The sequence below is a fragment of the Streptomyces sp. DSM 116793 genome, from assembly GCF_057320905.1.
Window position 1 is genome coordinate 7,242,428 of record NZ_CM170494.1, and the last position, 23,123, is coordinate 7,265,550.

Here is a 23,123-nt window from a genome sequence, read left to right on the forward strand (position 1 = left end):
GCGCGAAGGCGCGGGGACGGGCCCGCGCACCGGGCCTCCTGGGGGACCTGAGGCGGCCCCCAGGGCCGTAGGATGGACGGCATGGCCAAGACCAGTACGACGACCCAGGGGCTGCGAGCGGCGATCGAGCGCAGCGGCTACTACCCGGCCCTCGTGGCCGAGGCGGTGGAGGCCGCGGTCGGCGGCGAGGGCATCGGGTCGTTCCTGGTCCACCAGGAGACCACCTTCGACGCGAACGAGGTGCGCCGCCATGTGACGGTCCTGGTGCTCACCGGCACCCGGTTCATCGTCAGCCACACCGACGAGCAGGCGGCGGACTCCAGCTCGCCGACGCCGTACGCGACCACCTCCACCGAATCGGTGAAGATCGGCCGAATCTCGTCGGTCGTGGTCAGCCGGGTCGTGGCGAACCCCGAGTCGTACACCCCCGGCACCCTGCCCCGTGAAGTGGTCCTGACCATCGGCTGGGGCGCCGTGTCCCGGCTCGACCTGGAGCCCGCGGCCTGCGGTGACCCCAATTGCGAGGCGGACCACGGCTACACGGGCAGCTCCACTGCCGACGACCTCAGCCTGCGGGTCAGCGAGGCGGGCGACGGCCCGGAGGCCGTACGGCAGACCCTCGCCTTCGCCCAGGCGCTCTCCGAGGCGACCACGGCCGCCGGCACGGACACCGGGCACTGATGACACAGCCCGCGCTGGATCCCGAGCCGCTCGCCGTCGCCTCCGCCCCGGTGCCGGAGTACGGCACCGGCTCGCTCGCCGACCTCCTGCCGACCCTCGTCGCCCACCAGGGCGTGCCCGGGACGTCCGTCGCGATCCAGGAGCTGGCGCCGGCCGACCGTGCCTGTGTCTTCCTGATCGACGGCCTCGGCTGGGAGCAGCTCCTGGCCCACCCGGACGAGACCCCCTGCCTGACCGCGCTGCTGAACAGCTCACGCGGCGGCACGGGCCGGCCCATCACGGCCGGTTTCCCCGCCACCACCGCGACGTCCCTCGCGTCGGTCGGCACCGGACTGCCCCCCGGCGTGCACGGGCTGCCCGGCTACACCGTCCGCAATCCGGAGACCGGCGATCTGATGAACCAGCTCCGCTGGCACCCGTGGACGGCGCCGCGCCGGTGGCAGCCGCACGCCACGGTCTTCCAGCGGGCCGCCGACGCCGGGGTGCACACCGCCCAGGTGTCGTCCCCCACGTTCGAGACCACCCCGCTCACCGAGGTGGCCCTCAGCGGCGGCACCTTCCACGGCCGGCTCTCCGGCGAGGAGCGCATGGACCTCGCCGCCCGGCAGCTCGCCGGCGGCGACCGCTCCCTCGTCTACACGTACTACGCGGACGTCGACGGCAAGGGGCACCGCTTCGGCGTCGACTCCGACGAGTGGCGCGACCAGCTCGCCCACGCCGACCGCCTGGTGCAGCGCCTCGCGGAGCAGCTGCCGCCGCGCAGCGTCCTCTACGTCACCGCCGACCACGGCATGCTCGACATCCCCTTCGACGAACGGCACCGCATCGACTTCGACGACGACTGGGAGCTGCGCGCCGGCGTCGCACTGCTGGGCGGTGAGGGCCGCGCGCGGCACGTCTACGCGGTTCCGGGCGCGGCCGGGGACGTGCTCGCGGTCTGGCGGGAAGTGCTCGGCGACCGGTTCTGGGTGGCGGCACGGGACGAGGCGATCGCCGCGGGCTGGTTCGGCCCGGCGGTCGACGAGCGGGTGTACGCGCGGCTGGGCGATGTGATCGCGGCGGCCAGGGACGACGTTCTTATCACCGCGAGCCGGCTGGAGCCGAAGGAGTCAGCCATGGTCGGCAACCATGGCTCGATGACGCCCGCGGAGCAGTTGGTCCCTCTGCTCGAGGTACGTACCTGAGGGGCGCTGCGGCGCCCCGGTCCGCCCGGGGCGGATCCGCAGTGAGGGCGCGTGCCCCCGCCGCGTGGGCGGCGCCCCCGTTGCGCCTGCGGCGGGCCTCCGGGCCGAGCCCCTTGCGGTCTCGTGTTCGGCCGCCGGGCGGGTGGGGGGTGGTTGCGCGGTTCCCCGCGCCCCTGGAGGGGTGGTGTCCCTTGCGGTCTCGTGTTCGGCCGCCGGCCGGTGGGGGGTGGTTGCGCGGTTCCCCGCGCCCCTGGAGGGGGGTGCCCCTTGCGGTCTCATGTCCTGCCACCGGCCGGTGGGGGCTTGGCGCGCAGTTCCCCGCGCCCCTACGGGGACGGGGACGGCCCGTACGTCACGGTCAGCCCGGTGTGCGTACCAGGGCGAACGCCGCCCCCTCGGGATCGGTGATGGTAGCCACCCTGCCGTACGGGCCCTCCTCGGCCGGTTCGACCACCTTGCCGCCGAGTTCCGCCACCCGCTCGGCCGCCGCGTCGACGTCCAGCGTCTCGAAGTACGTCATCCAGTGGGCGCCGCGGTCATGCAACTGCGCGCCCCCGACTCCGCGGACGGAGGCCACCGGACGGCCGTCCGCCGTGTGCAGGGTCAGGCAGTCGGGGCCCGCGGAGACGTTCGGCTTGTGCGTGCAGCCGAAGACGTCCTGGTAGAACCCGATCACCCGGGCCGACTCATGGGTCATCAGCTCCGTCCAGGCGGGCGCGCCGGGCACCCCGGAGGCCGGGTGGCCCGGATGGGCGGCCGCGTGCCGGATGCCGAACACGGCGCCGGTCGGGTCGGAGGCGAGGGCCAGCCGGCCCGCGGCGGCGGCGTCCAGCGGCCCGAAGCCGACGGTGCCGCCGCACAGCCGCACCTTCTCGGCGGTGCGGTCCACGTCGTCCGCGGCCAGATAGGGCGTCCAGGCGACGGGGAACCGGCGCTCGCCCGGGAGCTGCCCGATCACGGCGACCTCCCGGTCGTCCAGTAGCGCCTCGACGTAGTACCCCAGCGGGGTGGCGGTGGGCTGGGGCCGGAACTCCCAGCCGAACAGCGCTCCGTAGAACTCCTGGGTCGCCGCCAGATCGTGCACCAGCAGACTCACCCAGCAGGGCGTTCCCGGTGTCCGCCGGGGGTGCCCGGGGGCACCCAGTCTGCCGGTCGAACCCAGCGCCTCGGTCATCGTCACTCTCTCCTCGACCCTTCGTGGTGCCGCTTCGCTGCCGCTCCGTGCGCAGGGGAGTGGGCGCCGTGCCCCATTGCACCCGCACGCTCTGGAGCTGCTCGCCTTAACTGTTCGGCCCTTTTTCTGATTCTGTTCTGTTTTCTGACTGTTTCTTATTGACTCTTCTTTTCTGTTGAATGATCGGCGGATGTAGGTCAAGTGCACAGCGTGTGTCCACTCCAGTACGCGCCGTGGTCGCATCTGGTCGCCGAGCAGAGTATCCGCAGCGAGGCGAGGGGGCCACCCCATGCGCAAGGATGGCCTCATGGAAGCCATCATCTCTGCATCCGAACTCATGGCCGAATCTGCCGGTCCCAAACCTCCGGTCGTGCTCGACGTGCGCTGGCAGCTCGGCGGTCCCAGCCAGCGGCCGGCCTATCTGGAGGGCCACATCCCGGGTGCCGTCTACGTCGACCTGGACACCGAGCTCGCCGGCCCCGCAGGGCCGGGCGGCCGGCATCCGCTGCCCGACATCGAGGCCTTCGGCGCGGCCATGCGCGCGGCCGGGGTGCGCACGGACCGCCCGGTCGTCGTCTACGACGGTGGCCAGGGCTGGGCCGCCGCACGCGCCTGGTGGCTGCTGCGCTGGACGGGGCACCCCTCGGTCCGGGTGCTGGACGGCGGCCTCGGCGTCTGGCAGGGACCGCTGGAATCCGGACAGCCGGAGACCCGCCCGGAAGCCGGCGACTTCCGGCCGATTCCGGGCCGTTCGCGGTCCGCTTCCGACATGTCGCGGTCGGCGGAGGGCGGTTCCCGGTCGGTTACGGGAGGTTCCGACAGTGGGGCCGAGGCGTCCGGGCTGCTCGACGCGGACGCCGCGGCGGCGCTCGCCCGGTCCGGTGTGCTGCTCGACGCACGGGCGGCCGAGCGCTACCGCGGGGACGTCGAGCCGCTCGACAAGGCGGCGGGCCACATCCCGGGCGCGGTGTCGGCGCCGACCACCGAGAACGTCACCGCGGACGGTCGCTTCCGGCCGGCCCGCGAGCTGGCCGAGCGCTTCGCGGCACTGGGCGCGGCGGGTGGCGGCGAGGTCGGCGTGTACTGCGGCTCCGGCGTCTCCGGCGCCCATGAGGTGCTGGCGCTGGCCGTCGCGGGCATCCGTGCCGACCTGTACGTGGGCTCGTGGTCCGAGTGGTCGTCCGACCCGGACCGCCCGGTGGCCACGGGCCCCGACCCCCAGTAGGCGGCCTGGACATGGCAAGGCGGCGGCCACACCCCGGTGTGGCCGCCGTTCTCTCATGCGCGTCCCTACTCCTGCTTCTTGCGGCGGGTGCCGAAGACGATCTCGTCCCAGCTCGGCACCGCCGCCCTGCGGCCGGGCCGTACGCCGTCCTGCTCCGCCTGACGGTCCGTCGCGCCGATCAGTCGATCGCGGTGACCGCCGACCGAGCGCGGCATCAGCACGTCCGCGTACGCGGACCCCGCCGAGGCCGCGGGCGCCGGTGGCTCCTCAGCCTCCGGCTCCTGCTCGGGCTCCTCCGGGGTGTGCTCGGCCGCCGGTTCGGAGCGCTCGGGCACCACCAGGTCGCCGCGGAAGCTCGGCACGGCCTCCAGGAGGCTGGTGAGCGAGTCACGGCCCTGGTCGGCGTCGTCGGCGTCGTCCAGGGGGCTTGCGGGCGCGGGCAGGCTCGGCCGGTCCGTGGCACGCTCCAGCGACCGCTCGCGTGGCAGCCGTGCGATGCGCGGGACGAACGGGAAGCTCGGCTCCGGCGCAGCGAGGTCGTCGGACTCGCCGATCAGGGAGCGCGCTTCCTCGTCCACGGCCTGCACGAGGCGGCGCGGCGGGTCGTAGGTCCAGCTGGCCGTGTGGGTCTCGCCCGCGACGCGGTAGACGAGCAGCACCTCCCAGGTGCCGTCGTCGCGCCGCCAGGAGTCCCACTGCACGGTGTCCCGCTCGGCGCCGCGCATCAGCAGCCGCTCCTGGACCGCCTCACCCAACTGGGGGCCGGTGTTCTCACCCGGACGGCGCACCGGAGTCTTCCGCGCCCGCTCGGCCATGAACGCGCGCTCCGCGAGCACGGGGCCCTCGAAGCGCCGCACCCGGTCGACGGGGATGCCGGCGAGCTGCGCGACCTCCTCCGCGGTGGCACCGGCACGTATACGCGCCTGGATGTCGCGCGGGCGGAGATGGCTCTCCACCTCGATCTCGATCTGGCCGAGGCGCGGACGGTCGCCGCGCACGGCAGCGCGGAGCCGTTCGTCGATGGGAAGCGTGTACTCCGTGCTGTCCGCAGCTTTCAGCACCAGCCGTGTGCCGTCATTTGAGACGGCCACGACACGCAGTTCGGGCATGGGGACCTCCCGGGTGGTGCCTGCCGACGTCACGTGCGTCGCTGCTTCCGCTGGTCGAGTGTGGCCTGCCCGGGTGCAGCCTGCCACAACCTTGCCGAGTTGCCCGGCGTGTCGGGCATGGACCCTGGATCGCCGTTATGGCACGGTTACCTGATCGCAACGCTGAGTGACTGCTCTGGCCACTCTGTGCAACGCGGCGTGCAATGTGCCCCCTTTCGGCGGTCCTGGACGATCCTCGGCACCCTGGCGGGAGACCGGACCCAGGGCTCGCAACAGTACTCCATTGGGCCAGCCGGGTGGACCGGCGCGCCGTTGAAGTTCTGTAGAGGTGCGGGAGTTGACTGGCGTTTCGGTGGATCCCGTGGAGATTGTGCGTGTCATAGTTCACGAAACCACCAGAAGCGGAACCAGAATACCCGGCTCATACGTACTCTAGCTGTGCAATTTCCCGTGCAAACGGTCGAGAAGGGCAGGCAAGGGTCGCAGATGGGCAAGAGGCCTGATCCCCGGTGGCAGGTACAGGGATACGCCGACGGCAGGGCGGGCGACCGGACGGGAAGGGCCACGGCGGACGAGGGCGGAGCGCACGGCGGTGCGGGTCGTGTCCCCCCGGGCGTGGCGGACCCTTCTGGAGCCCCTTCCGTGCACGGCCCCGCCGACGCCTCCGTGGACGCTTCCGCGCACGCACCCGGGAACGCCCCGGCGGAGGGCGGCCGCAGGCGCCGCCTGGACCTGAACCTCCCCCAGGTGGCCGGCAGCGCGGTGGCCGCGGTGGTGGCCGCCAAGTTCGCCTCGAACCTCGGCGTGTACGGCACCATCCTCGGCGCCGGCGTCGTCAGCGCCATCGCCACCTGTGGCGGCCCGCTCTTCCAGCACTTCTTCCGGCGCACCGGCGAGCAGATACGCGTGGCCGCGGCCCAGGCCAAGCCGCGCGCCCGGCAGGTCCCGGCGCCCACCCGGCGGGACGGGCTCCAGGTGCCGGCCACCTTCCGGGCCGGGCGGACGGGCGGGGACGCCTCCGGGGCCGGGCCGGTCCCGCGAGCGGCGACCGCCCGGTGGGCCCCCCGGGGCGGCCCCGGCACCCCAGGCGACGCCTGGGAGTCCACGGCGGTGCTCGGCACGGCCGCCGACGGGCACGACGCCACGGTGGCACTGCCGGGCCGTACCCCGGACGCCCCCTTCGCGCACGACGACGCCACACGCCTGCTGCGCCGGGCCGCGGCCCACGCGGAGGCACAGCAGGGGCACGCGCCGGAAGGGGGACGGCGGGGCGACCTGCCGCCAGGATCTCCGGGGGAGTACCCGGCGCCCGCGGCGCAGTACCCCACGCCCCCGCCACCCACGGGGGAGTACACCGAGGGGACCGTCCACCACGCGCGCGTGCGCGGTGTGAAGCGGCCGCTGATCGCGGCCGGGCTGGTCTTCGCGGTGACCATGGGCGGCATCACCGGCTACGAACTGGTGTCCGGGCACAGCCTCGGCGACGGCGGCTCGGGCACCACCATCGGCAGCGTCTTCGGCGGCGGCCCCCACACGTCCCGGCACACCCCCGGCACACCCCCGCCGACGCCCTCCGAACAGCCGTCGGACACCGGACCCTCCGGACAGCGGGGGCAGGACACCGGAAGCCCGTCCCCCGGCAGCACCGACCGGTCGCACACCCCCGACGCCACCCCCACTCCCGGCGACACGGCCGGCCAGGGCACCGGCTCGGGATCCGACGGCACCGGCACGCAGCACCACACCCCCGACCCCGGCACCAGCCCCGGCCGGGACCAGTCCACGCCCTCGTCCACCCCCACCCCGACGCCCACCCGGAGCGGCGGCACCACACCGGACACCGGCGACGGACCCTCCGCCCAGGAGCACGATCTTCAGTCAACCGGGTGACGCGGCCCGGGCCGGCCGCGTCACCCCCGGCCTCAGTCGCCCAGCACCCGCCGCAGGTAGTCGTTGCCGAACACCCGGTCCGGGTCGAGGCGGTCGCGCAGCGTCGTGAACTCCCCGAAGCGGGGATACACCCCGGAGAGGTACTCGGCGTCCCGCGTGTGCACCTTCCCCCAGTGCGGCCGTCCGCCGTGCGCGACGAAGATCCGCTCGGCGGCGGTGAAGTACTCCCCATAGGGCGTGCCCCGGTACATATGGACGGCCACATAGGCGCTGTCCCGGCCGGACGCCGTGGACAGCGTGATGTCGTCCGCGGGCGCCGTCCGCACCTCCACGGGGAAGCTGATCCGCAGCCGCGAGCGGTCCACCATGGCCTTCAGCTCCCGCAGCGCCGCCACCAGGGCCTGACGAGGCAGCGCGTACTCCATCTCCACGAAGCGCACCCGTCGCGGACTTGTGAAGACTTTGTACGGGATGTCCGTGTAGGTACGGGCCGTCAGGGCCCGGCTGGCCACCCTGGCGATGGCCGGGACGGTCGACGGCACGGCGCGGCCGAGGGCGTTGACCGCCTGGAACAGGCCGTTGGAGAGCAGTTCGTCGTCGACCCAGCCGCTGACCCTGCCGAGCGGCGCGGGCGGGCCCGCACTGCGGTTGTTCCGCTTGGTGTTGCAGTTGCCCGTGTGCGGGAACCAGTAGAACTCGAAGTGCTCGTTCTCCGCGACCAACGCGTCGAACTCCGCGGTGACCCGGTCGAACGGCATCGGCTCCTCGCGCGCGGTGAGCAGGAAGACCGGTTCCACCGCGAACGTCACCGCACTGATCACGCCGAGCGCGCCGAGGCCGACCCGGGCGGCGGCGAACACCGCCCGCTCCTCCGCACTGCCGTCCGCCGCGCAGGTGAGCACGGAGCCGTCCGCGGTCACCATCTCCAGGGCGCGCACCTGGGCCGCGATGGAGCCGGAGTCACGGCCCGTGCCGTGCGTGCCGGTGCTGATGGCGCCGGAGACCGTCTGCTCCATGATGTCGCCCATGTTCGTGAGCGACAGGCCCTCCCGGGCCAGCGCCGCGTTCAGCCGTTTGAGCGGGGTGCCCGCGCCCACCGTGACGGTGCCCGCCGCGCGGTCGATGCGGCGGATCCCGGAGAGCAGCCCGGGCCGTATCAGCAGCCCGTCGGTGGCCGCGGCCGCGGTGAACGAGTGACCGGTGCCCACCGCCTTCACCTTCAGTCCGTCGGCGGCCGCCTTGCGGACCACGGCCGCGAGCTCCGGCACGGAGGCCGGGCGGGCCTCACGCGCCGGTCGGGCCGTGACGTTGCCCGCCCAGTTGTGCCACGCGGTGCCGTTCCCGTACGCCATTGCCGAGAGCTCCTCCCCGTGGCGGCCGCCGACCGGGCGGCGGCCGGGCAGTCCGCCTGCCGACCGGTGGAGGGGGATCATACTCACGGTCGCCCGCGCCGCCATTCCCCCGGCCGACGGCGCCGATCAAGGCCGTCGTTTCCCGGCCGCCGTCCACGGGTGGCAGGATCAGTGACATGCCCGAAGAGCTGGATTCCACCCCTTACGACGCCCTGCTGCTGCTCTCCTTCGGCGGCCCCGAGGGCCCCGACGACGTCATCCCGTTCCTGGAGAACGTGACCCGGGGCCGCGGCATCCCCACGGAGCGGTTGAAGGAGGTGGGACAGCACTACTACCTCTTCGGCGGAGTCAGCCCCATCAACGACCAGAACCGTGCCCTGCTCGACGCCCTCCGCAAGGACTTCGCCGAGAACGGCCTGAACCTCCCCGTCTACTGGGGCAACCGCAACTGGGCCCCGTACCTCACCGACACCCTTCGCGAGCTGGCCGCCGACGGCCGGCGGCGCGTCCTCACGCTGGCGACCAGCGCCTACGCCTCGTACTCGGGCTGCCGCCAGTACCGCGAGAACCTCGCCGAGGCGCTGCACGCCGTGCAGGACGCGGGGCTCGACGTCCCCCGGGTCGACAAGCTGCGGCACTACTTCAACCACCCCGGGTTCATCGAGCCCGTGGTCGACGGCGTCATCGCCTCGCTGGCCGAGCTGCCCGCCGACCTGCAGGACGGCGCCCACCTCGCCTTCACCACGCACTCCATCCCGCTGACGGCCGCCGACACCTCCGGCCCCGTCGAGCAGCACGGCGACGGCGGCGCCTATGTGGCGCAGCACCTTGAGGCGGCGCGGCTGGTGGCCGGCGCCGTCCGGGAACGCACGGGCATCGACCACCCCTGGCGGCTCGTCTACCAGTCACGCTCGGGCGCCCCGCACATCCCGTGGCTGGAGCCGGACATCTGCGACCACCTGGAGGAACTGCACGCCACCGGGGCGCAGGCCGCGGTGATGGTGCCCATCGGCTTCGTCTCCGACCACATGGAGGTCAAGTACGACCTGGACACGGAGGCCGCCGCCAAGGCCGCCGAGCTGGGCCTGACGGTGCGTCGCTCGCCCACGGTCGGCGCCGACCCGCGGTTCGCCGCGGCCGTGCGCGAACTGGTTGTCGAGCGCGCCGCGGTGGAGCGCGGCCAGACGGTGCGCCGCTGCGCCCTGGGCGAGCTGGGCCCGAGCCACGACGTCTGCCCCGTCGGCTGCTGTCCGGCCCGTACCCCGAAGGCGGCGGCCGCGGGCGCCGACAGCCCCTACGCGTGACGCGACGCCGTCCGCCCGAGTCCGCGCCGGCGCCCGCCGGCCGATTCCCGTACCATCCCCGGCCGGGCCCCCTGCCGGCCGGGCCCCGAGGAGAACCGTGACCGACCCCGTGCAGTCCGAACAGCCCGAGAAGTCCCCGCGACCCGACCCGGGCGGGCCGGCCGAGCCCGCCGAGCTCCTGGAGGTCGCCCGGGAGGCCGCGCGCCGCGCGGGCGCGCTGCTGCGTGACGGCCGCCCCGCCGACCTCGCGGTGGCCGCCACCAAGACGAGCCCCATCGACGTCGTCACGGAGATGGACATCGCCGCCGAGAAACTCATCACCGGCTTCCTCGCCGAGCACCGTCCCGAGGACGGCGTCCTGGGCGAGGAGGGCGCGTCCCGGGCGGGCACGAGCGGGGTGCGCTGGGTGATCGACCCGCTCGACGGCACCGTGAACTATCTCTACGGCCTGCCCACCTGGGCGGTCTCGATCGCGGCGGAGCGGGACGGGGAGACCGTCGTCGGCGTCGTCGAGGTGCCGATGCGGGGGGAGACGTTCCACGCGGTGCTGGGCGGCGGTGCGTACGCGGGCGGGCAGCGGCTCCGCTGCCGTCCCGACGCGCCGCTGGACCAGTCGCTGGTCTCCACCGGCTTCAACTACGTCACCGCCGTCCGCGACCACCAGGCGGAGGTGGCCCGGCGGCTCATCCCGCAGCTCAGGGACATCCGGCGCGGTGGGTCGGCCGCCGTCGACCTGTGCGACGTGGCGGCCGGGCGGCTCGACGGGTTCTTCGAGCGGGGGCTCCACCCGTGGGACCTCGCGGCCGGCGACCTGATCGCGCGCGAGGCGGGCGCGGTGACCGGCGGGCGGCCCGGGGAGCGGCCCTCGTACGACCTGACGGTGGCGGCCACGCCCGGGGTGTTCGCGCGGCTCCAGGGGCTGCTGGAGGAGCTGGGGGCCTGGCACGACTAGGGTGCCGGCCCTGTGGGCGGGGGCGGCCGTGGGGCTCGGGGACGGATCGGCGCCGCTGCGGGTACGCCGTGGTTCTCCGCGCGGGTCCACGCGCCCCTTCTCGGGGTGCCCCGGTCCGTTGGTCCTCGGGTGCGGCGAGAGCGGTGGCCGGCCGCGCGGCTCCCCGCGCCCCTGAGGGTGGCCCCTTCGGTTGGCGCGGCTCTTCGGCTTCGGCGTGCGGAAGGGCCCCGCGACCCGGGTGGAGGTCGCGGGGCCCTGTCGGCCTGTTCGGTCAGCTGCCGGAGACTCCGGCCTCGATGCCCGGCGCGCCTACCTCCACGCCGTGCTCGGCGGCGAGGCGGTGGAGGTCGTCCAGCTCGCCCTGCTCCACGTCGGCAAGGAAGTCGTCCCCGGTTTCGCGCGCCCGCGTCAGGTCGGACTCGGTCGCCCTTATGCGCTGCAGAAGGCCTGCGGTGAATGCGTCCATAGTTGCGCCCCCTCGTCCTGGGTCGTCGGTGGTGGCACGGGGTGTGCCCTGGAAAGGGAAGCGATCACGTATCCTTGCGGCCCGCGGAGCGGGTCGTGGCACGCCACATACAAAGCGTGATCTCGGGTGTAACCGTCGTCATCCCCGTGCGCGCGGCGGCGGAAACCTCACCCGGCGAGAAAATTCACGAGCCCGGGGCGCCCCCGGCCGGCCGGGCGTCTTACCGCCGGTTTATGACCGAAAGAGGCAGGATGGAGGCCTCACCCCCACAGGTTTCCGCCCGCGAGGCGCCGGGTCCCGGGGCCGTTCGGCCCCGGCCCGCGCCCCTGCGGGCCCATCAGCGGGCACACACAAGGAGGAGCGACGTGCGTGTACTCGTCGTCGAGGACGAGCAACTGCTCGCCGACGCGGTGGCCACCGGGCTGCGCCGGGAGGCCATGGCCGTCGACGTGGCGTACGACGGCGCCGCCGCGCTGGAGCGGATCGGCGTGAACGACTACGACGTCGTCGTCCTCGACCGTGACCTGCCGCTCGTCCACGGCGACGACGTCTGCCGCAAGCTGGTCGATCTCGGCATCCCCACCCGGGTCCTGATGCTCACCGCATCGGGCGACGTCAGTGACCGGGTGGAGGGCCTGGAGATCGGCGCGGACGACTACCTGCCGAAGCCGTTCGCCTTCACCGAGCTCATCGCGCGCGTGCGGGCCCTCGGGCGGCGCACGAGCCTGCCGCTGCCGCCCGTCCTGGAGCGTGCCGGAATCAAGCTCGACCCCAACCGCCGGGAGGTCTTCCGGGACGGCAGGGAGGTGCAGCTCGCCCCGAAGGAGTTCGCCGTCCTCGAGGTGCTGCTGCGCAGCGAGGGAGCCGTCGTCTCCGCGGAGCAGCTCCTGGAGAAGGCCTGGGACGAGAACACCGACCCGTTCACCAATGTCGTGCGGGTGACCGTGATGACGCTGCGCCGCAAGCTCGGCGAGCCCGCCGTCATCGTCACCGTGCCCGGCTCCGGCTACCGGATCTGATCCCGGTGGCCGCAACCCCCGCGCCGCCCACGGCGCCTCCCAAGCCCACCTGGGACCCCAGACGGCCCGACCCGTTCCCGTGGCTGCGTCCGACCATTCGCATACGCCTGACGCTGCTGTACGGGGGCATGTTCCTGATCGCCGGCATCCTGCTGCTGTCGATCATCTATCTGCTGGCCGCGCAGGCGGTGCACGTCGGCAACGAACTCCCGTTCAAGATCGTGTCGGGCCGGGTGACGGTCTCCAGTGACGCCTGCCCGCAACTGAGCTCCTCCACGGTTTCGCCGGACGAACTCAACGCCGCCCTGAACGCCTGCGTCAACCAGCAGCGGCACGAGGCGCTGGACAACCTCCTCAGCCGGTCCCTGCTGGCCCTGCTGGGCCTCGCCGTGATCGCGTTCGCCTTCGGGTACGCCATGGCCGGCCGGGTGCTGTCACCGCTCGGCCGGATCACCAGGACCGCTCGGAGAGTGGCCGGATCCGATCTGTCCCGGCGCATTGAGCTGGACGGTCCGGACGACGAGCTGAAGGAGCTGGCCGACACCTTCGACGACATGCTGAACCGTCTGGAGCGGGCCTTCACCGCCCAGCAGCGCTTCGTCGGGAACGCCTCGCACGAGCTGCGCACACCGCTCGCGATCAACCGCACCCTCCTCGAGGTGCAGCTCGCCGATCCGAACGCGCCCCCCGAGCTCCAGCAGCTCGGCAAGACCCTGCTCGCCACGAACGAGCGCAGCGAGCAACTGGTCGAGGGCCTGCTGCTGCTCGCCCGCAGCGACAACCAGATCGTGGAGCGCGGCCCGGTCGACCTGGCGGAGGTCGCCTCCCGGGCGATCGACCAGGTGCGCACGGAGGCGGACCAGGCGGGAGTGCGGATCCGGGGCACGCGGGCGCCGGTGGTGGTGCAGGGCAACGGCGTCCTGCTGGAGCGGATCGCACTCAACCTGGTGCAGAACGCGGTGCGCTACAACGTCACCCAGGACGGCTGGGTGGAGGTGACGACCGAGGCCCGGCACGGACAGGCGGTGCTGCTGGTGGCGAACACCGGACCCGTGGTGCCGGCCTATGAGATCGACAACCTCTTCGAGCCGTTCAGGCGGCTGCGCACCGAGCGCACGGGCAGTGACAAGGGCGTCGGACTCGGCTTGTCGATCGCGCGCTCGGTGGCCCGTGCGCACGGCGGCTGGATCAGTGCGGAGCCCCGCGAGGGGGGTGGGCTTGTGATGCGCGTCACCCTCCCGATGTGAGACGGCCGTGCTCTTTTCGTCATCTTTTCTCGCGCACGTGTTCGCTTTCCGCGGAAAATTCGAGACCTGTTTCCGAGGTTGTGGTGTGTGATCGATCACATGAGGGGCATTCGATGTGCCTACGCTCTGTGGTCGGCCACACCGTTGGAAAGCCGGGAAAATCCGGGTTTCCAGGGGCGCTGATCACGGGAAGTACACGGGGTGGCGCTCGTGAACCACGGCACCGGGACCGTGTACGGTGCCCTTCGCCATCCCAGCCGATCACCCGTGAGGGGGTCGGTTGGGTGTCGATTGAGTAACAGACCTTGATGTGAGGCAAAATCTCCGCCTCGGGTCGGGCACAAGTCCGGCCTCTCACGCGTTACGTGCGCTGGAGACACCACAGACACCCAGAGGGGGAGACAGATATGGCAACGGATTACGACACCCCACGCAAGACCGATGACGACCTCAACGAGGACAGCATCGAGGAGCTGAAGGCCCGGCGGAACGACAAGTCCACCTCGACCGTCGACGTGGACGAGTTCGAGGCCGCGGAAGGCCTGGAGCTGCCCGGCGCCGACCTCTCCAACGAGGAGCTGGCGGTCCGGGTGCTGCCCAAGCAGCAGGACGAGTTCACCTGCATGAGCTGCTTCCTGGTCCACCACCGCAGCCAGCTGGCCCGCGAGAAGAACGGCCAGCCGATCTGCCGCGACTGCGACTGAGGCGGGGTCGGCCGTGACCGGCCAGGACCCCCACCACAGGCGCCGCTTGTGGGGGCGTGGCCCCCGTGAGCGGGAAGCGGCCCCAGGGTCGTCCCGGGGTGCGCAGGACGACGAGCGAGGCCGGCAGGCCTCGCTCGAGGCGGCGGACGGGATCCGCTCCATGGAAGGGGCGGACGAGATCCGCTCAGCAGAAGACCAGAGGGCACCAGGAGCCGCGGGCACACCGGTGACCTCCGGCCCGCCGGCCGGCCCGCAGCGCCGGGACGACATACCGGCGGACCTCCGCAAGCCGCCCGCACCGGGCGCCGTGGAAAGGACGGACGACACCATGCCGGCCCAGACAGCGCCCCTGATCGGGCGGCGCATCGCGGCCGTCAGGGACGGGGTGCGCAGGAGCGGCGACCGAGCCAGGGCCACCGTCGGGTACCTCACCGACCGGATCATCGACATAGCCCCCCGGATCCCGGTGCGCGACCTGACGACCCTCCGTAAGCAGTTCCCGGGCCTGACGGCTGACGAGATCGCCGACAAGCTCATCTCCGGCGCCGCGAACGGCACCTCCACCGTGGGGGCCGGTATCGGCGCCTTCGCCATGCTGCCGGTGCCCCCGGCGCTGCCCACCGAACTGGCCGCCGAGGTGACCGGCGTGGCCGCGATCGAGCTGAAGCTGATCGCCGAGCTCCACGAGGTCTACGGGCGCCGCCCGGCCGGCGGGCTCAGGCAGCGCAGCGCCGCCTACCTGACCTCCTGGTCGGAGGAGCGCGGCATCGACGTCAGCAAGCCGTGGACGCTGAACGGTGCCCTCGGCAGCCATGTGAGGCGCGAGCTGCGCCAGCAGATCACCAAGCGCATGGTGCGCAATCTTCCGAACCTGATGCCGCTCATGGTCGGTGCGGCCGTGGGCGCCGTGATGAACCGCCGGGACACCCGCAGGCTCGCCGAGCGTATTCGCGCGGATCTGCGGCGTGATCAGGTGCCGTGGGCGGCGTTGCCGCCGTTGCCGCCGTTGGAGAAGCCGGCGGATGTGCTGCCGCCCGGCAGCGTTCCCGGGGAGGCCGAGCCTCCGTTGCCGGGAGCGGGCTCCTAGGGGGCTTCTGATGGATCTCCGCGGCGTCGCCTCACGGGGGTGGAGCCGCCCCCGTCCCCGCGCCGATGGGGCTGAGGGCTGAGCTTGGCCGTTCGGCGGGGTGGGCCGGTCCGGGGCTGGTCAGTCGGTCCGGGACTCGGAGGCCGTTCGTGCCTGGGCGAGGGCTGCTGCCAGGCGTTCGGGGGAGCGTGTCGACAGGTACGCGTAGGGGGTCGGGTCATCCGGGTCGGTGATCTCCACACGGAGTGCGGTCGGCACATAGCTGCGCAGGAGCATGAACGCGCGCGGGTCCGCCTTGTGGGTGCGCCACGCCTGGGCCTCCTCCCGCCCGAGGACCTCCGCGGCGCCCAGCGCGCTCACCGGGATCCGGGCCTCGCCGGCGACCAGGGAGCCCGCCACCACCCGGATCCGCACCGAGCCGTACGAGCTGGTCACCACGGCGGCCACGGCCGTGCCGCCGACCAGGCCCCCAAGGGCGGGCGGCAGTCCGAAGGGCAGCGCGATGAGCGCCGCCGCGACGCCGACCAGGAAGCAGACCACCCACCAGGAGCGGGGCGCGGTCAGACGTTCGTCGAAGACGATGGCGGAGGGCTGCATGCGTCAAGCTTGGCATGGCGCATATGCCGGATCGCGCGCAGGGCGCCGGGGCGCGGGGCACTCAAAGCTTCGGCGGGTAAGGTCTGCGCCTGTGAGTAGTGGACCGGATCCGGCGCGCCAGCGCCTTCGAGGCGAATCCGTCAGCCGTACGAGGGGCCCGGTGCCCTCTGCCGGTGCGGAGCCCGTCCAGCGCCAGGAGCTTCCCGTGCAGGTCAGGCGCGTCGATCCGGACGTGCCCCTGCCGTCCTACGCGCATCCCGGGGACGCCGGCGCCGACCTGCGGACCACCGAGTCCTGCGAGCTCGCCCCCGGTGAGCGGGCCGTGCTGCCCACCGGTGTTTCCCTCGCGCTGCCCGAGGGGTACGCGGCCTTCGTGCACCCCCGTTCGGGGCTCGCAGCGCGCTGCGGTGTCGCCATGGTGAATGCCCCGGGGACGGTGGATGCCGGGTACCGTGGAGAGATCAAGGTGATCGTGGTGAATCTCGACCCGCGCGAGTCCGTGCGGTTCGAGCGCTTCGACCGGGTTGCCCAACTGGTCGTCCAGCGGGTGGAGAAGGTGCGCTTCCAGGAGGTCGCGGAGCTTCCCGACTCGGCCCGGGCCGACGGGGGCTTCGGTTCCACCGGCGGCCACGCCGCTCTGAGCGGTGACGACGGTGGGCATGTGGGTGGGAATCGATACGCTTCGGTCGTATCTGACCGGGAAGGACAGTGACGTGTTCGGACGTCGCAAGAAGAAGGACCCCGCCGACGGCGCCGTGGACACGGTGGACGAGGCCAGCGAGGCCGAGCAGGTCGACGACGTCGCGGAAGGCGATGCAGCCGAGGACACCGAGCGTGAGCGCGTGAGGCTGGAGCCCGAGCCGCGCCCCGACGGCCCCTGGGACCGCAGCGAGGTCAGCAACCCGGGCGAGGGCCGTGTCGACCTGGGCGGCCTCTTCGTGCCCGGGGTCGACGGCATGGAGCTGCGCGTGGAGGTCGCCGGCGACTCGATCGTCGCCGCGACCGTCGTCCTCAAGGACAGCGCGATTCAGCTGCAGGCGTTCGCCGCCCCGAAGCGCGAGGGCATCTGGAGCGAGGTCCGCGAGGAGATCGCCACCGGCATCACCCAGCAGGGCGGCGTCATCGACGAGGTCGAGGGCCCGCTGGGCTGGGAACTGCGCGCCCAGGTGCCGGTGCAGCTTCCGGACGGCAAGGGCGGCTTCCAGGTGGTCCGGTTCGTCGGTGTGGACGGGCCCCGCTGGTTCCTGCGCGGGGTGATCTCCGGGCAGGGCGCGGTGCAGCCCCAGGCGGCCGGCCTGCTGGAGCAGATCTTCCGCGACACGGTCGTGGTGCGGGGCGAGGGGCCGATGGCGCCCCGCGACCCCATCGTGCTGAAGCTGCCGAACGACGCACAGATGGTGCCCGAAGGCGTCCAGCAGGAGGAGCAGGCCGGCTCCCGGTTCTCCGGCGGCATGGGCCAGCTCGCCCGCGGCCCGGAGATCACCGAGGTCCGCTGAGCCTCGCGTCAACGCCGCCCCGTAAAGGGTGCCGCGCCGGGTGCGTATGGTGGCGAAGGGGCGCGGGGAACGGCGCGCCAAGCCGCGACGAACCGGGGGCGGCGACGACCCGCGGGTCGCCACTGACGCAACGCAACAGCCGCGACGCAACGGAGCAGCCGTGACGCAACGGAACGGCCGCGACACAACGGAGCAGCCCCGGTCGAACGGGGTCACCGCCAAGCACGGCAACTGGGCCGTACTCCCTGAAGGGGGTGCGGCCCGGCCGTGTGTCGGGCCAGGGACAAGCCTTTCACGTATATGAACAACAGGAGAGCCGCCCCCTCCTCTTGACGGACGTCTGGTCCATACCTATGGTCACCCGTCAACCGTGAGTGTTCAGAACTCCACGCATCGTTCATATACGAGAACGGATGGCTCCCCACCATGCCAGACACTCCCGCACCCCCCACCGCCCCGCCCCCCGGCCACCGCAGACCACGCCGGACGCTGCTCCTCGCCGTCGCGGGCGTCACGACCGCCCTCGTGGCCACCCTCCTCGCCTGGCCCGGCGCGGACCGGGCCGACGCCGCGCCCACCGCGTTCGTGCACCCCGGAGTGGTCGTCTCCCAGGCCCAGCTGGACTTCACCCGCCAGAAGGTCAACGCCGGCGAGCAGCCCTGGAAGGGCGCCTACGACCAGATGACAGCGAGCAAGTACGCCGACCTGGCCCGCCAGGCCAAGCCGCGCGCCATCGTCGAGTGCGGCTCCTACTCCAACCCGAACTACGGCTGTACCGACGAGCGCGAGGACGCCATCGCCTCGTACACCGACGCCCTCGCCTGGTACATCACGCGGAACGCCGCCTACGCCAAGAAGTCCATCGAGCTGATGGACGCCTGGTCCGGCACGATCCAGGACCACACCAACAGCAACGCCCCGCTCCAGACCGGCTGGGCCGGCTCGTCCTGGGCCAAGGCCGCCGAGATCATCAAGTACACGTACGACGGCGGCTGGCCGAACGAGAGCCGGTTCGCCACCATGCTGGGCGACGTCTACCTGCCTGAGATCATCAACGGCTCCAACTCCAACGGAAACTGGGAGCTGACGATGATGGAGGCCGCCACCGGCATCTCCGTCTTCCTGGACGACCAGACGTCGTACGACAAGGCGATGAACAAGTTCATGGGCCGGGTGCCCGCCTACATCTACCTGGACTCCGACGGCACCCTGCCCAAGACGGCACCCGGCAGCGGCCTGGACACCCGGGACAAGATCATCAACTACTGGCAGGGCCTGAGCACCTTCGAGAACGGCGTCACCCAGGAGACCTGCCGCGACTTCACGCACACCGGCTACGGCATCTCCTCCATCTCGCACGTCGCCGAGACCAGCCGCATCCAGGGCCACGACCTCTACACCGGTGACATCGGCACCCGCCTGCGGTACGCCCTCGGCTTCCAGTCCAAGTACGAGCTGGGCGCGGCGCCGCCGAGCTGGCTGTGCGGCGGCTCCGTCAACCGCGGCCTCGGCCCGGTCACCGAGGTCGGCTTCAACGCCCTGCACAACCGACTCGGCAACGCGATGGACAACACCCAGAAGCTCACCCTGCAGAACCGCCCTGCGGGCACCAACAACCTGTTCGTCGCCTGGGAGACCCTCACCCACGGGGACAATCCCAACTGACCGACGCCCACCGCGTGAGCATTGCCCCGGCCGGGCGCCGTGACGATACTGGCGCCCGGCCCGTCCGGCTGCCACGGGACCGGCCGGCCACAGGACGCCCGCCGGTGGCGGGGGAGCGGGGGACACATGGCGGGCGACGACGGCGGCACGCCCGCGGCACGGGGCGTCCCCGGGGCCCCGGGCGCCCACGAGGGCGTACCGCACGCCCATGGACGGTCGGGCGCACCCGGAGCACCGGGGGTCTCCGGAGCACCGGGCACCTCCGGAGCACCGAGCTCCCCTGGAGCAGCGAGCTCCCCCGTCGCGGCGGATCCGGAGCCGATGGTGCGTGCCGAGGGCCTGCACCGTTCCTACGGCAGCGGCCCCACCGCCGTGCACGCCCTGCGCGGCGTCTCCTGCACCGTCCCGCGCGGGGAACTGGTCGCCCTCAGGGGCCGCTCAGGCTCCGGCAAGACCACCCTGCTCAACATCGTCGGCGGGCTCGACACCCCGGACGCGGGCCGCGTCACCGTGGACGGGCTCGATCTCGCCGCGCTCGGCGAGAAGGAACTGCTGGAGCTGCGCCGGGACCGCATCGGCTTCGTCTTCCAGTCCTTCGGGCTGATCCCGATACTGACCGCGGCCGAGAACGTCGGCATTCCCCTGCGGCTGCGCAGGACGGAGCCGCGGGTCCGCGAGGAGCGCGTCGCGCTGCTGCTCGACCTGGTCGGTCTCGGCGAGCACGCCGCGCAGCGGCCCGGGGAGCTGTCGGGCGGCCAGCAACAGCGCGTCGCGATCGCGCGTGCGCTCGCCAACGGGCCGTCCCTGATCATCGCCGACGAGCCGACCGGGCAGCTCGACGCCGAGACCGGCCAGGCCGTCATGGAGCTGTTGCGCGCGGTGGTGCGCAGTGAGGGCGCGACCGTGCTGGTGGCCACGCATGACGCTGCGTTGTTGGGGCTGGCCGATCGGGTGCTCGAACTCAGGGACGGGGAGGTCGTCGCGTTCACGGGTGGCGGGGGACGTGCGGCTCGCTCCGCGTGACGCGGCGTTCCCTCGCCTCGTTGCCGTGTTGCCGTGTTTCCCCGTCGCCTCTGCCGGGCTGCGCCCGCGTCGGGCCTACGGCCCGAACCCCTTGCGGTCTCGTTTCGGCCGTCGGCCGGTGGGGGCTGGTCGCGCAGTTCCCCGCGCCCCTGGGGGGCTCCCCCCTGCGGTCTCGTTTTCGGCCGCGGGGCGGTGGGAGCTGGTCGCGCAGTTCCCCGCGCCCCTGAGCAGTCCCGCGCCCCTGGAGGTCCCCCGCGGCCCCTGAGGGGTCCGCGCCTTTGGGGGCCCCGCGGTGCTGAGGGGCTCCGTGTCCCCGGTGGGGCCGGAAACCGACCTCGGCGTGGGGTGCTTGTGAGGGCGGCAGAGAATGGGGGCATGGGACGCGGCAGGCTCAGGATCTACCTCGGTGCTGCGCCGGGTGTGGGCAAGACGTATGCCATGCTCGCGGAGGCGCACCGGCGTCAGGAGCGCGGCACCGATGTCGTCGTGGGCCTGGTGGAGCACCACGGCAGGCCCCGCACCGAGGTCATGCTGCACGGTCTGGAGACCGTGCCGCGCCGGACCCTCGTATACCGCGACTGCGCCTTCACCGAACTGGACGTGGACGCGGTGCTGGCCCGCCGTCCGGCCGTGGCGCTGGTGGACGAGTTGGCGCACGGCAATGTGCCGGGGTGCCGGAACGCGAAGCGGTGGCAGGACGTGGAGGAGTTGCTGCGGGCGGGGATCGACGTGGTCTCGACGGTCAACATCCAGCATCTGGAGTCGTTGGGTGACGTGGTGGAGTCGATCACGGGGGTGCGGCAGCAGGAGACGGTGCCCGACGAGGTGGTGCGCCGTGCGGACCAGATCGAGTTGGTCGACATGGATCCGCAGGCGTTGCGGCGCCGTATGGCGCACGGCAACATCTACCGGCCGGAGAGCATCGACGCCGCGCTCTCGCACTACTTCCGGCCCGGCAACCTGACCGCGCTGCGGGAGTTGGCGCTGCTGTGGGTGGCCGACCGGGTCGACGCCTACCTCCAGCGTTACCGCGGTGAGCACGGGATCCGCTCCACGTGGGGCGCTCGCGAACGCATCGTGGTGGGCCTGACCGGGGGTCCGGAGGGGCGCACCCTCATCCGCCGTGCGGTACGCCTGGCCGAGAAGGGCGCCGGCGGCGAAGTCCTGGCCGTCTACGTCTCGCGCAGTGACGGGTTGACGGCCGCGTCGCCGAAGGAGCTGGCGGTGCAGCGGGCGCTGGTGGAGGACCTGGGCGGCACCTTCCACCACGTCGTCGGCGATGACGTGCCCGAGGCCCTGCTCGCCTTCGCCCGCGGCCACAACGCCACCCAGATCGTCCTCGGCTCGTCCCGCCGCAAGACCTGGCAGTACGTCTTCGGGCCCGGCGTGGGCGCCACCGTCGCCCGCGACTGCGGGCCCGACCTGGACGTGCACATCGTGACCCACGACGAGGTCGCCAAGGGCCGGGGCCTGCCCGTCGCACGCGGCGCGCCGCTCGGCCGCGGCCGGACCGCGGGCGGCTGGGCCACCGGCGTGGCCGGGCCCGCGCTGCTCGCCCTGCTGCTCTCCCGCACCGGCGTCGACCCCGGCCTCGCCAACGACATGCTGCTCTTCCTCGCCCTCACGGTCGCCACCGCCCTGCTCGGCGGTCTTGCTCCCGCGCTGGCCTCCGCAGCCGTCGGCTCTGTGCTGCTGAACTGGTTCTTCACCTATCCGACGCACCGGGTCACCATCGCCGACCCGCAGAACATCGTCGCCATCGTGGTCTTCGTGGCGGTCGCCGTCGCCGTCGCGTCCGTGGTGGACCTGGCGGCCCGTCGTGCCCAGCAGGCGGCCAGGCTGCGTGCCGAGTCGCAGGTGCTGTCGTCCCTGGCCTGCAACGTGCTGCGCGGGGAGGCGCCCCTGGCCGCACTGCTGGAGCGGGTCCGCGAGACCTTCGCCATGGACTCCGTGGCGCTGCTCGAGCGTGCGGACGGCCGCACCCCGTGGACCTGTGCGGGCAGGGTGGGGCCCACTCAGCTGTGCCGGCCCGAGGACGCGGACGTGGACCTGCCCATCGGCGACCACATGGCGCTCGCGCTCTGCGGCCGGGTGCTGCCCGCCGAGGACCGCCGGGTGCTCGCCGCCTTCGCCGCCCAGGCCGCCGTGGTCCTGGACCGCCAGCGCCTGGCCGGCGAAGCCGCCCAGGCCCGCACCCTCGCCGAGGGCAACCGCATCCGCACCGCCCTCCTCGCCGCCGTCAGCCACGACCTGCGCACCCCCCTCGCCGGCATCAAAGCCTCCGTCACCTCCCTGCGCTCCCACGACATCGACTGGTCACCCGCGGACCAGGCCGAACTCCTCGCCGGCATCGAAGCCGGCGCCGACCGACTCGACCACCTCGTCGGCAACCTCCTCGACATGTCCCGCCTCCAGACCCGCACCATCACCCCCCTCATCCGCGACACCGACCTCGACGAAGTCGTCCCCATGGCCCTCGGCGGCGTCCCCGAGCACAGCGTCAGCCTCGACATCCCCGAGTCCCTGCCGATGGTCGCCGTGGACCGGGGCCTGCTGGAACGCGCGGTCGCCAACGTCGTCGAGAACGCCGTCAAATACAGCCCCACGGGCGAGCCGGTGCACATCTCCGCCAGCGCGCTCGGCGAGCGGGTCGAGCTGCGGGTCGTCGACCGCGGCCCCGGCGTGCCCGACGACGCCAAGGACCGGATCTTCGCCCCCTTCCAGCGGTACGGGGACGCGCCGCGCGGCGCCGGCGTCGGGCTCGGGCTCGCCGTGGCGCGGGGCTTCGCCGAGGCGATGGGCGGCACACTCGACGCGGAGGACACCCCCGGCGGCGGCCTCACCATGGTGCTCACCCTCCGTGCCGCCACAGATCGCGCCCCGGCCACCGCGGGCGGGCGGGGCGGCACACCCCCACAACCTCAGACCGACAGAACTGGTAGGTGACG

Annotated in this window: 20 protein-coding genes; 15 read left to right on the plus strand and 5 right to left on the minus strand. The window is 72.8% G+C overall.

Annotation, left to right across the window (positions count from 1 at the left end; all coding sequences use genetic code 11):
- Positions 1 to 72 precede the first annotated feature (72 nt).
- Complete coding sequence (locus ACSMXW_RS28410) at positions 73 to 681, plus strand: DUF5998 family protein (protein ID WP_485800430.1); 609 nt, start codon at positions 73 to 75, stop codon at positions 679 to 681.
- Positions 681 to 1,865, plus strand: a complete 1,185-nt coding sequence (locus ACSMXW_RS28415; RefSeq protein ID WP_485800432.1) for an alkaline phosphatase family protein — start codon at positions 681 to 683, stop codon at positions 1,863 to 1,865. The genes ACSMXW_RS28410 and ACSMXW_RS28415 overlap by 1 nt, the downstream gene beginning before the upstream one ends.
- Positions 1,866 to 2,223: 358 nt before the next feature.
- Here ACSMXW_RS28415 and ACSMXW_RS28420 read toward each other — a convergent pair whose 3' ends face one another.
- Complete coding sequence (locus ACSMXW_RS28420; RefSeq protein ID WP_485800433.1) at positions 2,224 to 3,039, minus strand: VOC family protein; 816 nt, start codon at positions 3,037 to 3,039, stop codon at positions 2,224 to 2,226.
- 307 nt (positions 3,040 to 3,346) lie between these two features.
- Between ACSMXW_RS28420 and ACSMXW_RS28425 the strand changes: the two genes are divergently transcribed.
- The gene (locus tag ACSMXW_RS28425) at positions 3,347 to 4,264 is read left to right on the plus strand and encodes a sulfurtransferase (protein ID WP_485800434.1); all 918 of its coding nucleotides are present in this window, start codon (positions 3,347 to 3,349) and stop codon (positions 4,262 to 4,264) included.
- Positions 4,265 to 4,329: 65 nt separating this feature from the next.
- Here the strand turns inward: ACSMXW_RS28425 and sepH are convergent, their stop codons facing one another.
- Complete coding sequence (sepH, locus tag ACSMXW_RS28430) at positions 4,330 to 5,373, minus strand: septation protein SepH (RefSeq protein WP_485800436.1); 1,044 nt, start codon at positions 5,371 to 5,373, stop codon at positions 4,330 to 4,332.
- 642 nt (positions 5,374 to 6,015) lie between these two features.
- On the opposite strand from sepH, the gene ACSMXW_RS28435 reads away from it, so the two are divergent.
- A complete protein-coding gene (locus ACSMXW_RS28435; protein ID WP_485800437.1) occupies positions 6,016 to 7,263 on the plus strand; it encodes a DNA polymerase III subunit gamma/tau domain-containing protein in 1,248 nt (415 codons plus the stop codon).
- 32 nt (positions 7,264 to 7,295) lie between these two features.
- Here the strand turns inward: ACSMXW_RS28435 and ACSMXW_RS28440 are convergent, their stop codons facing one another.
- Complete coding sequence (locus ACSMXW_RS28440; protein WP_485800439.1) at positions 7,296 to 8,615, minus strand: D-arabinono-1,4-lactone oxidase; 1,320 nt, start codon at positions 8,613 to 8,615, stop codon at positions 7,296 to 7,298.
- A gap of 176 nt (positions 8,616 to 8,791) precedes the next feature.
- On the opposite strand from ACSMXW_RS28440, the gene ACSMXW_RS28445 reads away from it, so the two are divergent.
- Together ACSMXW_RS28445 and ACSMXW_RS28450 are read left to right on the plus strand one after the other, a co-directional pair.
- The gene (locus ACSMXW_RS28445) at positions 8,792 to 9,919 is read left to right on the plus strand and encodes a ferrochelatase (RefSeq protein ID WP_485800440.1); all 1,128 of its coding nucleotides are present in this window, start codon (positions 8,792 to 8,794) and stop codon (positions 9,917 to 9,919) included.
- A gap of 178 nt (positions 9,920 to 10,097) precedes the next feature.
- Positions 10,098 to 10,871, plus strand: coding sequence for an inositol monophosphatase family protein (locus ACSMXW_RS28450; protein WP_485808370.1), 774 nt, complete (start codon positions 10,098 to 10,100; stop codon positions 10,869 to 10,871).
- Positions 10,872 to 11,142: 271 nt separating this feature from the next.
- Here the strand turns inward: ACSMXW_RS28450 and ACSMXW_RS28455 are convergent, their stop codons facing one another.
- A complete protein-coding gene (locus tag ACSMXW_RS28455) occupies positions 11,143 to 11,337 on the minus strand; it encodes a hypothetical protein (RefSeq protein WP_485800441.1) in 195 nt (64 codons plus the stop codon).
- A gap of 365 nt (positions 11,338 to 11,702) precedes the next feature.
- On the opposite strand from ACSMXW_RS28455, the gene ACSMXW_RS28460 reads away from it, so the two are divergent.
- From ACSMXW_RS28460 to ACSMXW_RS28475, 4 genes are all read left to right on the plus strand, one after another.
- Complete coding sequence (locus tag ACSMXW_RS28460) at positions 11,703 to 12,356, plus strand: response regulator transcription factor (RefSeq protein WP_485800442.1); 654 nt, start codon at positions 11,703 to 11,705, stop codon at positions 12,354 to 12,356.
- A gap of 5 nt (positions 12,357 to 12,361) precedes the next feature.
- Positions 12,362 to 13,603, plus strand: coding sequence for a sensor histidine kinase (locus tag ACSMXW_RS28465; RefSeq protein WP_485800444.1), 1,242 nt, complete (start codon positions 12,362 to 12,364; stop codon positions 13,601 to 13,603).
- 407 nt (positions 13,604 to 14,010) lie between these two features.
- Positions 14,011 to 14,307, plus strand: coding sequence for a DUF4193 domain-containing protein (locus ACSMXW_RS28470; RefSeq protein WP_003951337.1), 297 nt, complete (start codon positions 14,011 to 14,013; stop codon positions 14,305 to 14,307).
- A gap of 13 nt (positions 14,308 to 14,320) precedes the next feature.
- A complete protein-coding gene (locus ACSMXW_RS28475) occupies positions 14,321 to 15,394 on the plus strand; it encodes a hypothetical protein (protein WP_485800450.1) in 1,074 nt (357 codons plus the stop codon).
- Positions 15,395 to 15,514: 120 nt separating this feature from the next.
- Here ACSMXW_RS28475 and ACSMXW_RS28480 read toward each other — a convergent pair whose 3' ends face one another.
- Positions 15,515 to 15,991: a DUF3093 domain-containing protein gene (locus tag ACSMXW_RS28480; protein ID WP_485800451.1), complete on the minus strand. Its 477-nt coding sequence runs from the start codon at positions 15,989 to 15,991 to the stop codon at positions 15,515 to 15,517.
- A gap of 160 nt (positions 15,992 to 16,151) precedes the next feature.
- On the opposite strand from ACSMXW_RS28480, the gene dut reads away from it, so the two are divergent.
- From dut to ACSMXW_RS28505, 5 genes are all read left to right on the plus strand, one after another.
- A complete protein-coding gene (gene dut, locus ACSMXW_RS28485; protein ID WP_485800453.1) occupies positions 16,152 to 16,703 on the plus strand; it encodes a dUTP diphosphatase in 552 nt (183 codons plus the stop codon).
- A 1-nt stretch (position 16,704) separates the two neighbouring features.
- The gene (locus ACSMXW_RS28490; protein WP_485800454.1) at positions 16,705 to 17,487 is read left to right on the plus strand and encodes a DUF3710 domain-containing protein; all 783 of its coding nucleotides are present in this window, start codon (positions 16,705 to 16,707) and stop codon (positions 17,485 to 17,487) included.
- Positions 17,488 to 17,913: 426 nt separating this feature from the next.
- Complete coding sequence (locus tag ACSMXW_RS28495; protein WP_485800456.1) at positions 17,914 to 19,152, plus strand: alginate lyase family protein; 1,239 nt, start codon at positions 17,914 to 17,916, stop codon at positions 19,150 to 19,152.
- A 321-nt stretch (positions 19,153 to 19,473) separates the two neighbouring features.
- Positions 19,474 to 20,175, plus strand: coding sequence for an ABC transporter ATP-binding protein (locus tag ACSMXW_RS28500; RefSeq protein ID WP_485800458.1), 702 nt, complete (start codon positions 19,474 to 19,476; stop codon positions 20,173 to 20,175).
- A gap of 375 nt (positions 20,176 to 20,550) precedes the next feature.
- Entirely contained in the window at positions 20,551 to 23,121 is a 2,571-nt protein-coding gene (locus ACSMXW_RS28505) for an ATP-binding protein (protein ID WP_485800460.1), read from the plus strand.
- Positions 23,122 to 23,123 lie beyond the last annotated feature (2 nt).